Origin of the sequence: Streptomyces sp. NBC_00286 (assembly GCF_036173125.1) — a bacterium.
Lineage (GTDB): Bacteria > Actinomycetota > Actinomycetes > Streptomycetales > Streptomycetaceae > Streptomyces.
This window is the reverse complement of sequence record NZ_CP108054.1, coordinates 7748777-7762149: the sequence shown is the minus strand read 5'-3', so window position 1 is coordinate 7762149 and position 13373 is coordinate 7748777. Positions and strand designations below refer to the sequence as shown.

The 13373-nt window shown below is 70.8% G+C and carries 10 protein-coding genes; 4 read left to right on the top strand and 6 right to left on the bottom strand.

The window, feature by feature from the left end; all coding sequences use genetic code 11:
- Nucleotide 1: 1 nt before the first annotated feature.
- From OHT21_RS35045 to rsmH, 4 genes are read right to left on the bottom strand one after another with little or no spacing between them, the layout of a single operon-like run.
- Entirely contained in the window at nt 2-1654 is a 1653-nt protein-coding gene (locus OHT21_RS35045) for a UDP-N-acetylmuramoyl-L-alanyl-D-glutamate--2,6-diaminopimelate ligase (protein ID WP_328772272.1), read from the bottom strand.
- A gap of 49 nt (nt 1655-1703) precedes the next feature.
- Complete coding sequence (locus tag OHT21_RS35040; RefSeq protein WP_328772271.1) at nt 1704-3662, bottom strand: peptidoglycan D,D-transpeptidase FtsI family protein; 1959 nt, start codon at nt 3660-3662, stop codon at nt 1704-1706.
- A 5-nt stretch (nt 3663-3667) separates the two neighbouring features.
- Nucleotides 3668-4225, bottom strand: coding sequence for a hypothetical protein (locus OHT21_RS35035; RefSeq protein WP_328772270.1), 558 nt, complete (start codon nt 4223-4225; stop codon nt 3668-3670).
- Between the two features lie 30 nt (nt 4226-4255).
- Nucleotides 4256-5257 carry a 16S rRNA (cytosine(1402)-N(4))-methyltransferase RsmH gene (rsmH, locus tag OHT21_RS35030; RefSeq protein WP_328772269.1) on the bottom strand — a complete coding sequence of 334 codons (1002 nt, stop codon included), beginning with the start codon at nt 5255-5257 and terminating at the stop codon, nt 4256-4258.
- Between the two features lie 386 nt (nt 5258-5643).
- Here rsmH and OHT21_RS35025 point away from each other — a divergent pair, with 386 nt between their 5' ends.
- From OHT21_RS35025 to OHT21_RS35010, 4 genes are all read left to right on the top strand, one after another.
- On the top strand, nt 5644-6192 hold the full coding sequence (locus OHT21_RS35025; RefSeq protein WP_328772268.1) for a beta-class carbonic anhydrase: 549 nt from the start codon (nt 5644-5646) through the stop codon (nt 6190-6192).
- A 193-nt stretch (nt 6193-6385) separates the two neighbouring features.
- Nucleotides 6386-7423 (top strand): AAA family ATPase, encoded by a 1038-nt coding sequence (locus OHT21_RS35020; protein WP_165340590.1) that lies wholly within the window; start codon nt 6386-6388, stop codon nt 7421-7423.
- The gene (locus OHT21_RS35015) at nt 7423-8772 is read left to right on the top strand and encodes a DUF58 domain-containing protein (protein WP_328772267.1); all 1350 of its coding nucleotides are present in this window, start codon (nt 7423-7425) and stop codon (nt 8770-8772) included. Before OHT21_RS35020 ends, OHT21_RS35015 begins: the two co-directional genes overlap by 1 nt.
- A complete protein-coding gene (locus OHT21_RS35010) occupies nt 8769-11165 on the top strand; it encodes a transglutaminase TgpA family protein (RefSeq protein WP_328772266.1) in 2397 nt (798 codons plus the stop codon). The genes OHT21_RS35015 and OHT21_RS35010 overlap by 4 nt, the downstream gene beginning before the upstream one ends.
- 579 nt (nt 11166-11744) lie before the next feature.
- Here OHT21_RS35010 and OHT21_RS35005 read toward each other — a convergent pair.
- Entirely contained in the window at nt 11745-12152 is a 408-nt protein-coding gene (locus tag OHT21_RS35005) for a DUF3040 domain-containing protein (RefSeq protein WP_328772265.1), read from the bottom strand.
- A gap of 276 nt (nt 12153-12428) precedes the next feature.
- Nucleotides 12429-13199, bottom strand: a complete 771-nt coding sequence (locus OHT21_RS35000; RefSeq protein ID WP_328772264.1) for a class I SAM-dependent methyltransferase — start codon at nt 13197-13199, stop codon at nt 12429-12431.
- Nucleotides 13200-13373 lie beyond the last annotated feature (174 nt).

Genomic DNA, 13373 nt, shown 5'->3' with positions numbered 1-13373 from the left:
TTCATCCCTGGGTCTTCTGGATAGCTTCGCGAAGCACCTGGCGATCGTCGAAGGGACGGACCACCCCGGCGATGTCCTGGCCCTGCTCGTGGCCCTTGCCCGCGACCAGCACGGTGTCGCCGGGTTCGGCGCGGGCGACGGCCGCGGCGATCGCGGCGGCCCGGTCCTCGAAGACCGCGACCTCGCCGCGCTCGTGCGCCGGCACATCGGCGGCGCCCGCGAGCATGGTGGCGAGGATCGCGAGGGGGTCCTCGGAGCGGGGGTTGTCCGACGTCAGTACGGCGGTGTCGGCGAGGCGGGCCGCGGCGGCGCCCATCGGCATCCGCTTGGACTTGTCGCGGTCTCCGCCGCAGCCGAGCACGATGTGGATCTTGCCCTCGGTGACCTTGCGCAGGGCGCGCAGCACCGATTCCACGGCGTCCGTCTTGTGCGCGTAGTCGACGACCGCGAGGTACGGCTGACCGGCGTCCACGCGTTCCAGGCGGCCCGGCACACCCGGTACGGCGGCGATGCCGTCGGCCGCGGTCTGGGCGTCGAGCCCGGCTGCGGCCAGGGCGACGATCGCGGCGAGTGTGTTGGCGACGTTGAAGGGGCCCGCGAGCGGCGACTTGGCGCTGATCCGCTCCCCCTTGGGGCCGATCGCGACGAACGTCGAGTCCAGCGGGCCGACCTCGACGTCCTCGGCACGCCAGTCGGCGTCCGGGTGTCCCTCGGCGGAAAACGTCATCACAGGGACGGTGGATTCCTTGATGAGCCTCCGTCCGTACTCGTCGTCGAAGTTGACCACGCCGAAACGGCTGCGTTTCGGCGTGAACAGCTGCGCCTTGGCCCCGAAGTAGTCCTCCATGTCGGAGTGGAACTCCATGTGCTCCGGGCTGAGGTTCGTGAAGACGGCGATGTCGAAGACACAGCCGTCGACCCGGCCGAGGACCAGTGCGTGGCTGGACACCTCCATGGCGACCGCGTCCACGCCGCGCTCGCGCATCACCGCGAACAGCGCCTGGAGGTCGGTGGCCTCGGGAGTCGTCCGCTCCGACTTGATGCGCTCGTCGCCGATACGCGTCTCGACCGTGCCGATGAGTCCGGTGCTACGGACCGTCTTGAGGCCGCCCTCGATGAGGTACGCCGTCGTGGTCTTGCCCGAGGTGCCCGTGATGCCGATCTGGAGGAGATCGCGGCCGGGGCGGCCGTAGATCGTGGCCGCCAGTTCGCCCATCCGTCCGCGCGGATTATCGACGACGAGGACCGGAAGGCCGGTCGCGGCGGCGCGTTCGGCGCCGGTCGGGTCCGTGAGCACGGCCGCCGCACCGAGGCCCGCGGCCTGCGTCACGAAGTCGGCGCCGTGCAGCCGGGCACCGGGCAGCGCGGCATAGAGGTCGCCCGGGCGTACGGCCCGGGAGTCGTGGGTGATGCCCGTGACCTCGGCCGCAGCGGGGGCGGTGACACCCAGCTGATCGGCGAGGTCCGCCAGGTCCGTGGCGGAGACCTGAACCGGTCGCGGCGGCCCCGGAAATGTCACAGGAACGCCCTTCTGGGTGGTTTGGGACTGATCAGCGTGTGGCACGGCGGTGAGCGTACCGGGCGCGCCCCCGGCACGGCGAAGCGAGGGGCCGGGCTCCGGATGTTTCCCCGGGTCAGAAGTGATCGTTGTCACGAATTGCCACCTGCTCGTGTTCCGGGTGACCGGACATGTCCGGTGCTGATCAGGGATTGAAGGTGACCGGAAGTCGGGCGGGCGCCTTTCCGGTGGGCGGGACCTGGAGGGTCTTGAGGGCGAACTCCAGTACCTCCTTGTAGACGGGCCCGCAGATCTGGCCACCGAAGTAGCTGCCCTTGGTGGCGTTCTGGATCGCGCAGTACACGGTCACCCGGGAGTTGTCGGCGGGCGCGAAGCCGGCGAACGAGGAGGTGTAGCCGCGGTAGCGGCCGGTGTCCGGATCCACTCGGTTGGCGGTGCCCGTCTTCCCCGCGACGCGGTAGCCGGGGATACGGGCCTTGGTGCCGGTGCCCTCCTCGTCGTCCACGACGGACTCCAGCATCTGGGCGAGGGTCTTCGCCGTCTTCTCGCTCACGACCCTTGTCTTCTGGGGCTTCGGGGCGGGTGTGAAGCGGCCGTCGGCTCCCTTGGTACCTCGTACGAGGCTCGGCTCGACGCGTACGCCGCCGTTCGCGATCGTCGAGTACACGGACGCCGCCTGCATCGCGTTGATCGACACGCCCTGGCCGAAAGGAATCGTGTACTGCTGCGAGGTCGACCACTTGTCGGCGGGCGCGAGGATGCCGTCCGTCTCGCCGGGGAAGCCGAGTCCGGTCTCGCGGCCGATGCCGAACTTGCGCAGATACGAGTAGAGGACCTGGTTGGCCTGCTTCTGGGTCTTGCCGAGTTGGCCGGTCGCCAGGATGGTGCCGATGTTGCTGGACTTGGCGAGGACGCCGTTGAGCGTCAGGTACCAGGTCGGGTGGTCGATGTCGTCCTGGAAGAGCCGGTCGCCGCGGTGCAGCCGGTTGGGCACCGTGACATGCGTCGAGGGCGTGGCGGCGTTCTCCTCCAGGACGGCCGCCATCGACATGACCTTCGCGGTGGAGCCGGGTTCGTACGCGTCCTGGAGGGCCGCGTTGCCGAGCGCCGCCGACCGGGCTTGTGTGAGGTCGTTCGGGTCGAAGCCGGGCGAGTTGGCCATCGCGAGGATCTCGCCGGTCTTGTTGTCCTGGACGATCACATAGCCGCGGTCCGCCTTGGACTCCTTGACCTGCTCGGTGATGGCGCTCTGCGCGGCCCACTGGATGTCGCGGTCGATGGTCAGCTCCACCTCGGAACCAGCCACGGCGGGCGTTTCGGTGCTGCCCGCGGTCGGCACCCGGTGGCCGCCGGCCTGGGCGTAGCGGATCTTGCCATCCTTGCCGGACAGTTCCTCGTTCAGCTGCTGCTCGATACCGCCGCCGCCCTTGCCGTCGGCGTTGACCCAGCCCAGTATCCCGGCGCCGAGGTCGCCGTTCGGATACACCCGCTTGCTGCTGGGCTCCTGAAAGACGCCCGCGAGCACGTTCACGGCCGTCCTGTCCTTCTGGGCCTTCTCGGCGAGCGTCGTCTTCAGGTCGTTGATCTGCGTCCAGACCTGCGGGGTCTGGCGGCGGGCCAGCAGGACGTACTGGGTGCCCTGCGTTCGGAGCTTCTCGGCGAGCTCGGCGGGTTCCTTGCCGAGGATCGGGCCGAGCAGCGCGGCGGCCTGCTCGGGGGCGTCGTCGATCTTCGTCGCCTTCCGCGTGAACATCGTGGGGTCGGCCGTGATGTCGTTCGCGTCCACGCTGGTGGCCAGCTCGACGCCGTTGCGGTCGGTGATCCCGCCGCGCTCGGCGGGCAGGGTGCGACTGAAGTACCTGTTCTGTTCGGCCTTGGCCGAATACACGTTCGCGTCGACCGCCTGCACCTGGAGCAGCCGCACCACGAAGGCGATCATCACCAGCGTCAGGGCGAGGCTGACCAGGCGCAGCCGGGGGCGGGGGCTACCCAGCCGGATCATGCGCGGCCGCGGTGAGCGACCTGCGCGGGGCTTGGCCGGGCGGCGCGGTGGGCGGGCGCCTGGTCCCGGACGCCGACTGGCGGGGCGTACGGACTTGGCGGGCGACGGCACTCGGCGGCGCGGGGGTTCCTTGTCGGACACTTCCGTCACCTGCCGGGGGGCGTAGGGGGCTGCGTGGACGGGGTGGAGGGCTGTGCCTGGGGGGACGCGGTCCGGCTCGCGGGCGGCTTGGGCGACTGCTTGGGCGTGGGCGTCGCCTTTGGCGTGGGCGTGGACTTCGGCTTCGGCGTGGAGTCGGGCTTCTTGGGCGCCAGCACCAGGGGGACGCGTACCGACGACTGCTGGGCGGCCTCAGGAATCCCTCGTACCGTGCCGTCGGGGTTGAGGAAGGCGGGGTCACCGCCGGGGACCATGCCGAGCTCGCGAGCGCGGCGCTGGAGGGCGTCGGGGGCGGAGTAGGCGTCCACGTCCCGCTGGAGTGCCTGCTCCTCGTCGGTGAGGCTCTTCGTGTCGTCCTGGAGGTCGTCGAGCTTGAACGCGCCTTCACTGAGAGCGGAGTTCAGGACCAGCAGCCCGATGAGGCCGCCGCCCAGGAGGAGCACGATGAGGAGGACGAAGGGCGTACGGGCGGCCTGTCCGGAACCGGACGGGATGAGCCGGGCGAGCCGGGCGGCCCGCCCCCTCAGTTCGGGTTTCCTACTCACTCACCGCCCCCTTCTCGTGCCTCACGCCCCTCATTCGACGGACTCCCTGATGCGCTCGGCCCCGCGCAGCCGCGCCGGGGCGGCCCGCCGGTTCTCAGCGATCTCCTCCTCCGTGGGGAGCTCCGCACCGCGCGTCAACAGCTTCAGCCGGGGCTGATAGCGCTCGGGCACCACCGGCAGGCCGGCCGGCGCGGTGGTGGCGGCACCGGCCGCGAACACCTGCTTGACCAACCGGTCCTCCAGCGAGTGATACGACAGGACGGCGATCCGGCCACCGACGGCGAGCGCCTCCACCGCCGCGGGAATCGCCCTCTCCAGGACGGTGAGTTCGCCGTTGACCTCGATACGCAGCGCCTGGAAGGTCCGCTTGGCCGGGTTGCCTCCGGTGCGCTTGGCTGCCTGCGGCAGCGCGTCCCGGATCAGCTCGACGAGACGCGCGCTGTTGCTGAACGGCTCCTTACCGCGCTCACGCACGATCGCGGACACGATCCGCTTGGCCTGCTTCTCCTCGCCGTACACCCTGAGGATCCGGACGAGTTCGCCCGGTGGATACGTGTTGAGCACCTCGGCCGCGCTCACCCCGGTCGACTGGTCCATCCGCATATCGAGCGGGGCGTCCTGGGCGTACGCGAACCCGCGCTCCGCCTCGTCGAGCTGCATGGAAGAGACGCCGAGGTCGAAGAGGACGCCCTGGACGCGCGGGAGCCCGAGCCGGTCGAGTACGTCGGGGAGTTCGTCGTAGACGGCGTGCACCAGGGTGGCCCGGTCACCGAAGGGGGCGAGCCGCTCTCCGGAGAGGCGCAACGCCTCCTTGTCGCGGTCCAGAGCGACGAGACGGGCCTCGGGGAACCGGGTGAGCAGGGCCTCGCTGTGCCCGCCGAGGCCGAGGGTGCAGTCGACGACGACGGCTCCGGGCCGCTCCAGCGCGGGGGCCAACAGGTCCAGGCACCGCTGGAGCATCACCGGAACATGTCGACTGCGTCCCTCCCGTCGCCCGCCACCACCCTCATTCGAATGCGCTTCGCGCCCCATTGAATCTGGGCCCTCTCAAATCCGACGCGGCCGTACGCACCGCCGGGTCCCCGACCGACCGGGAGCGGGAGGAGGCCGAGCCGTACGTACGCGCCGCGCACGTGGGGAGACTCCGGCATGTCGCCGGGCCCTCCGGGGGACAACAGTCCAGTTGGGAGACTCTCGCCTCCCAGTTCGCGTCACTTTAGTCCACCGTGTCTCGCGGTCAATCAGCCGCCCTGCGCGTCGCGCGACCCCGCCGCCACCGACGCGGCACAGCCCGGAGAACCACCCTTACGGGCACGCACGCGGCAGCCATGTGGGTTAGCTCACAACAACGCTTGTTGATGTTCTTTGTCCGCTCTCACAGCAGGCGTGTACGGACTGTGACGATTACCGTCATGGGTATGACGACTTCCGCATCCGTTCCCACCGAACCCGAAGCCGCCATATCCGGCGGCGACACCGTCACCGACCGTCTCGTCGAGGCCAACAAGCGGTACGCCGCCGCATTCAGCGACCCGGGCATGGATGCCCGCCCGGTGCTCGAGGTAGCCGTCGTGGCCTGCATGGACGCCCGTCTCGACCTGCACGACGCGCTCGGTCTGGAGCTGGGCGACTGCCACACGATCCGTAACGCGGGCGGCGTCGTCACCGACGACGTGATCCGCTCCCTCACCATCAGCCAGCGGGCGCTCGGCACCCGCAGCGTCGTACTCATCCACCACACCGGCTGCGGTCTGGAATCCCTCACCGAGGAGTTCCGGCACGAGCTGGAGATGGAGGTCGGCCAGCGTCCCGCCTGGGCGGTGGAGGCCTTCCGGGACGTCGACCAGGACGTACGGCAGTCCATGGCGCGGGTACGCACTTCGCCGTTCCTTGTTCACACCGACGACGTACGTGGTTTCGTGTTCGATGTGAAAACGGGACTGCTGCGTGAGATTGACCCCAACTGACCCCGCCCAAAAGGCGTAAGCCCCGACATATCACAGCCAGTTGTCCACAGGCGAGTGACACGAACCGGTAACGGCAACAAGAATGCGGGTGTGGCGTCACGCGGAACTTTTCACGCGTGGTGTCCGTGTTCGAGGTGGGCCGATTCGCGTCGTGAGCGTCGGCCCGGAGAAAGAACGGGCCGAGGAGGGCCGGGTGACGACCTATGACGATCGAGCGAGCCTTACGGATCTGACCACCACTGTGGAGCGAGTCCGCAGTTCGGTGGAGGGAGTGATCGAGGGCAAGCCTGAGGTCGTACGGCTTTCGCTGACCGTACTGCTCGCCGAGGGACATCTTCTGATCGAGGATGTTCCCGGCGTCGGCAAGACCATGCTGGCCAAGGCACTGGCGCGGTCCATCGACTGCTCGGTGCGGCGTATTCAGTTCACGCCGGACCTGCTGCCCTCGGACATCACCGGAGTGTCCATCTGGGATCAGCAGCGCAGCGAATTCGAGTTCAAGCCGGGCGCGATCTTCGCGCAGATCGTGATCGGAGACGAGATCAACCGCGCGTCACCCAAGACGCAGTCCGCGCTCCTGGAGTCCATGGAGGAGCGCCAGGTCACCATTGACGGGCATACGTACGAGCTGCCCAGCCCCTTCATGGTCGTGGCCACTCAGAACCCCGTCGAGATGGAGGGCACCTACCCGCTGCCGGAGGCGCAGCGCGACCGCTTCATGGCACGTGTCTCCATCGGCTATCCCAGCGCGGAGGCCGAGTTGGAGATGCTGGACATCCACGGCGGTGTCTCACCGCTGGACGACCTCCAGCCGGTGGCACACGCGCACGACGTCGTGAAGCTCATCGACGCGGTCCGCACGGTCCATGTCGCCGACCCGGTGCGGCGTTACGCGGTGGACCTGGTCGCCGCCACACGAACCCACCCCGACCTGAGACTGGGCGCCTCCCCGCGCGCGACGCTGCACCTGCTGCGTGCGGCGAAGGCGTCCGCGGCGCTCAGCGGCCGGGACTACGCGCTGCCGGACGACGTCCAGGCGCTGGCGGTGGCGGTTCTCGCCCACCGTCTGCTGCCGACCGCCCAGGCTCAACTGAACCGCCGTACGGCCGAGCAGGTCGTGCTGGAGATCCTGCAGCGCACTCCTGTGCCCGCGGCGCCTGTCTCGCAGAGCGGTCTGACGATGGGCCGGCCTGCTCCGGAGTTCGGCCAGCAGCCACCCCGGAGGCTGTGATGACCACCGGGGGCATGCCGGCGGCGCAGGCCGAGGAGGACAAGGGCGGCCTGCGTACGGCACTCGCCGGGCTCACCACGCGCGGGCGGTCCTTCCTGGCGGCGGGCGTGGCAGCCGCGGTGTGCGCGTATGTCCTGGGGCAGAGCGATCTGCTCCGGGTCGGGCTGCTGCTGGCCGTGCTGCCACTGGTGTGCGCGGCCGTGCTGTATCGCACGCGCTACCGGGTGGCGGGCAGCCGCCGGCTCTCGCCCGGGCGCGTGCCCGCGGGCTCCGAGGCCCGGGTCCATCTGCGGATGGACAACGTTTCTCGGCTGCCCACGGGGCTGCTGATGCTCCAGGACCGGGTGCCGTACGTGCTGGGGCCGCGTCCCCGGTTCGTACTGGACCGGATGGAGGCGGGCGGCCGGCGCGAGGTGTCGTACCGCGTGCGCTCCGACCTGCGGGGCCGTTATCCGCTGGGCCCGCTCCAGCTGCGGCTCAGCGACCCGTTCGGGATGTGCGAGCTGACCCGTTCCTTCTCGACGTACGACACCCTGACGGTTATCCCGCGCGTGGAGCCGCTGCCTCCGGTGCGGCTGACCGGCGAGGCCAAGGGATACGGCGACGGGCGGAACCGCTCGCTGGCGCTGGCCGGCGAGGATGACGTGATCCCGCGCGGATACCGCTACGGCGATGATCTGCGCCGGGTCCACTGGCGCTTGACCGCGCGCTACGGCGAGTTGATGGTGCGCCGCGAGGAGCAGCCGCAGCGGGCCCGTTGCACGGTGCTCCTCGACACCCGGGGCATCGCTTTCGAGGGCGCGGGCCCGGACTCGGCCTTCGAGTGGGCCGTGTCGGGCGCGGCGTCCACGCTGGTGCACATGCTCGAACGTGGCTTTTCGGTACGGTTGTTGACGGACACCGGCAATTCGGTGCCCGGCGAGGGGGCGGACGGCTTCGCGGGCGCCAACCAGGAATCGGCGGACGCGGCGGGTCTGATGATGGACACCCTGGCGGTGATCGACCACTCCGACGGTACGGGCCTGTCCCGGGCGTACGACGTGCTGCGCGGGGGGAACGAAGGGCTTCTGGTGGCTTTTCTGGGCGACCTCGACGAGGAGCAGGCGACGGTGCTCGCCAAGATGCGGCAGCGCAGCGGCGGGGCCGTCGCCTTCCTGCTGGACAGTGAGTCGTGGGTGGAGGGTGAGGCCCACCAGGACAGCGAGGGGCGGCTCCGGATGCTGCGGGAGGCAGGCTGGACCGCTGTGGCGGTGCCGCCGGGCGCGGGTCTCTCCGAGCTGTGGCGGGAAGCCGACCGGCAGCGCAATCAGGTCACACCGGCCGGCAGCGCGGCGGGAGGCGGCTCATGAGCGGGGGTGCGCGACTGGCGCTGTGCTCCATGGCGGCGACGCTGCTGGCGGCGTGCGCGCTGCTGCCGCTGGTCACTCCGGCGACCTGGCTGCTGCAGGCGGCGTTCCTGCTCGCGATCCAGACCGGTGTGGGCGCGGCGGCCCGGCGGGTTCCGCTGGCCCGGCCGCTGACGATCGCGGCGCAGGCTCTGGTGACCCTGATGCTGCTGACGCTGACGTTCGCCCGTGAGCAGGCCATTCTCGGGATCATCCCTGGCCCGGAGGTGTTCCAGCAGTTCGGGCTGCTGCTGCAGACGGGCGGGGAGGACGTCGGACGGTTCGCGATCCCCGCGCCGCTGTCCGAAGGCATCCGGCTGATGATGGTCGGCGGTGTCCTGGTGATCGGGCTGGCGGTGGACGCGCTCGCAGTGACGCTGCGCAGCGCGGCCCCGGCCGGACTGCCGCTGCTCGCGCTGTACTCGGTCGCGGCCGGCCTCTCGGACGGCGGCGCCGGATGGCTGTGGTTCCTGCTGGCGGCCGCCGGTTATCTGCTGCTGCTGCTCGCCGAGGGCCGTGACCGGCTCTCGCAGTGGGGCCGGGTCTTCGGCGGAGCACCCCGCATGCCGGGCCCCGACACCTCGCCGGGCGCGGTCGCGCCGGTCCGCACGGGACGGCGCATAGGTGCCGTCGCACTCGGCATAGCCCTGGTGGTGCCGCTCGGTCTGCCGTCCCTCGACGGCGGCCTGCTGGACGGCACGGGGACAGGCGTCGGCTCGGGCAACGGAGGCGGCGGCACGATCTCCGCGGTGAACCCGCTGGTCTCGCTCCGCGACAGCCTGAACGTGGACGAGGACCGCCAGGTCATGTCGTACAACACCAACTCCGAGGACACGCAGGACCTTTATCTGCGGATCGTCTCGCTCGACGAGTTCGACGGCACGGCGTGGAAGCCCTCCAAGCGCGCCATCGAGGATGTGCCGGGGACCTTCCCGACGCCGCCCGGTCTCGGTGACGAGGTCCGGCGCACCGAGGTCGAGACGAGGATCTCGGCGTCCGACTCGTACGCGCAGGACTGGCTGCCCATGCCCTACCCGGCCAGCCAGGTGGGGATCAGCGGCAAGTGGCGGTACGAGCCCGTGGGGCGCACGCTCGTCGGCGACCACGGCCAGACCACGCGCGGCCTCGACTACTCCGTCAAGAGCCTGATCGTGCAGCCGACAGCGGAGCAGCTCGCCGACGCCCCGGAGCCGCCCGGCTGGCTGCGGCGCGAGTTCACCGACGTGCCGGAATCGCTGCCCCCGGTGGTGTACGACACGGCGCGGCAGATCACGGCGGGTTCGAGCAACAACTACGAGCGCGCGGTGAAGCTCCAGGACTGGTTCTCCCTGGAGGGCGGCTTCGTGTACGACACGGAGGTGCAGGTCGGCAGCGGTTCGCAGGCGATCGAGCGCTTCCTGAGGGACAAGGAGGGCTTCTGCGTCCACTTCTCCTTCGCGATGGCCTCGATGGCCCGCACGCTGGGCATACCCGCCCGCGTCGCGGTCGGCTTCACACCCGGCTCGCCCGAGTCGAACGGCACGATGTCCGTGGGCCTGCGGGACGCGCACGCCTGGCCCGAGCTGTACTTCGAGGGCGTGGGCTGGACCCGCTTCGAGCCGACGCCGAACCGCGGCACGGTTCCGGAGTACACCCGCTCGGACACGCCGGGCACCACGCTCCCCGAGCCGGGCACTTCGGAGGAGGTCGCGCCTCGGCCTTCCGCGGCCGCCCCGTCGACCAGCGAGAGCTGCACGGCAGAGCAGAAGAGGCTGCAGGAGCCTTGCGCCAGCGAGTCTCCCGAGGCGGCGATCACGGCGCCGGACGACGGCCCGCCGTGGCGCCAGTTCCTGCTGTGGCCCCTGGTCGGACTCGTACTCGCGATACCACTGCTGCCGATGATGTGGCGGATGAGAGTACGGGCCGTACGGCTCGGCACGCATGGCCGCACCGAGGCGGACGCGGCGGCTCACACGCTGGCCGCTTGGCATGAAGTGACCGATACGGCCTGGGACTTCGGTATCGCGCCGGACGAGTCCCAGACGCCTCGCAAGGCGGCGGCCCGGATCGTCCGGCTGGGACACCTGGATCCGGCGGCCACGACGTCCGTGCACCGGATCGCGGACGCGGTGGAACAGGTCCTGTACGCCCCGCAGCCCCGGCCCACGCCCGGCCTGGCCGACGACGTCCACAGGATGACCGACAGTCTGCGCGCCTCGGTCAGCAACGGCACCCGCCTGAGGGCACTGCTGGCGCCCCGCTCGGCTGTACGGGTGGCGTGGGCGGTCTCGGAGGGTTGGGCATCGCTCAAGTCCCGGGCGACGGCCCGCGTGACGACGCTGATCCGGCGGCCTTCGGCTGGAGAGGGCAGCGGCTGAGGGGACTGCCCCTGGCCCTTGGAGGGGCGCCTGCCCGGTCGGGTGGGCGCCCCTTGGGCGTATCGGCGCGGTGGGGTGCCGTACGCCGGTGGTGTGCGGGTGTCGTGCGTAGGGGGGCTCAGCGCCGTAGCCCGGCGGCGTGCGGGTGCTGGGCGTAAGCGAGGCTCAGCGCCGTACGCCGGTCAGGTGCGGTGCCGCGCATCTCGTGAGCGAGGGCCGGTGAGCGTGACGTGGGCGAAGCTCGCCGCGGCCGCGGAGGGCGCCGCACTGTACTGACGCGGCCTGCGGTCGACGCCGGAGCGTGCCGTACGCCTCGCGAGCAAGGGCCGGCGAGCGTCACGTGGGCGAAGCTCGCCGAGGCCGCAGAGGGCGCCGAGTTGGACCGACGCGGCCTGCGGTCGACGCCCCGGAGGCGTGCCGTATGCCTCCCGGGCGAGGGCAAGTGACCGAACACTCTTGAGCACACCTCAGTCGGACAGCAACTCCGGTCCTCCGCGCCGGAGGCGGACGGCATGCCGAAGGGGCGGCCACCGCTTGGTGGTCACCCCTTGCGCGCTGTGCTGGCTCTCTGCCCGGGGGCTAATGGCCTTGTTCGTCGCGGCGCCGCTGCCAGCGCTCCTCGATGCGGTCCATCATGGAGCGTCGCTGCCGGCCCTGACGGCGGGCTTGCGGAGCGCTCGGCGCACCGGCACCCGCGGCGGGCTGCTCACCCGACTTGGGGGCCTTGCGCCAACCGGTGACGGCAAGCACCGCGCAGCCCAGCATGACGAGGAATCCCACCACGCTGACCCAAATCTGCTGTGCGACCATTCCGGCCATGAGGAGCGCGATACCAACCAGGAAGCCCACGACCGCCTGGTAAACCCGTTTCCGGGTGTACGTACGCAGCCCGCTTCCCTCAAGCGCTGTCGCGAACTTGGGATCTTCGGCGTACAGCGCTCGCTCCATCTGCTCGAGCATTCGCTGCTCGTGCTCCGAGAGCGGCACGGAGTCCTCCTCATCGTGCAGTCGCCGGGGCGACCGGGGGTCCCCTTCAGGATAGGCAGGGAATCGCCCCCGTGAAACCCGCCCCTCTACGCCAATTAGCCAACCGGATTCCGCCATGGCACCCCGGTTCACTGAAGCGTGCATTCCCCAGCGACCGGCCCGTCATGCCGGACGGTCTCCTCCGATCATACGGCTCCGAGCGCTCGATCGGGGCCGCTGTGGCGTACTCCATCTGCCGTCGCGCTCCTGATCAGCGGCAGGGCCACGGGAGTCGGCTCAGGCCTCGGCGGCTTCCCTGGTCTCGCCGAGCACATGGAGCTGGGTGGCCACGGAGTGGAAGGCGGGCAGCTCAGCCGCCGCGGCCTCCAGCTTGAGCAGGGCGTCCAGGGCGCCGGGCTCGGTGTCGACGAGGACTCCGGGGACGAGGTCCGCGAAGACCCGCACGCCGTGCACGGCGCCCACGCGCAGACCGGCTCCCTCGACGAGAGCGGTGAGCTGCTCGGTGGTGAAGCGCCGGGGCACGGGATCGCCCTCGCCCCAGCGGCCGTCCGGGTCGTCGAGTGCGTGCCGGGCCTCGGTGAAGTGTCCGGCCAGGGCGCGCGCGAGCACCGCGCCGCCCAGTCCGGAGGCGAGCAGGCTGAGGACTCCCCCCGGGCGCAGCGAGGCCACGGCGTTGGCGACGCCTTCGGCGGGGTCGTCCACGTACTCGAGCACGCCGTGGCACAACACCGCGTCGTAGCCGCCGCGTTCGACGACGTCGAAGAGGCCGTGGACGTCGCCCTGGACGCCCTGGACCCGGTCGGCGACGTCGGCCTCGGCGGCCCGGCGTTCCAGCGCGAACAGCGCGTTCGGGCTGGGGTCCACGACGGTGACGCGGTGGCCGAGGCGGGCGGCGGGCACCGCGAACTTGCCGCTGCCGCCTCCTGTGTCGAGCACGTCGAGCGACTCCCGGCCGGTGGCCTTGACCCGGCGGTCGAGGGCGTCCTTCAGGACGTCCCAGACCACGGCGGTACGGAGAGAAGCGCGGGGGCGCGACGGGTCCGACACGGCAGTTGACTCCTCGGCGCGGCACCGCCTCGGCTACGGCGGAGCGATGGGGATGCCTTCCCCGGACCTGTACGGCCAGGGAAAGGTGCAGGCGATGCCAACCCTATTGCCTCCGGCCCCGTGCCCGGCCCTCCGTCTCGCGCGACGGACGGCAGTGCCTGGGCGAGCGGCCGT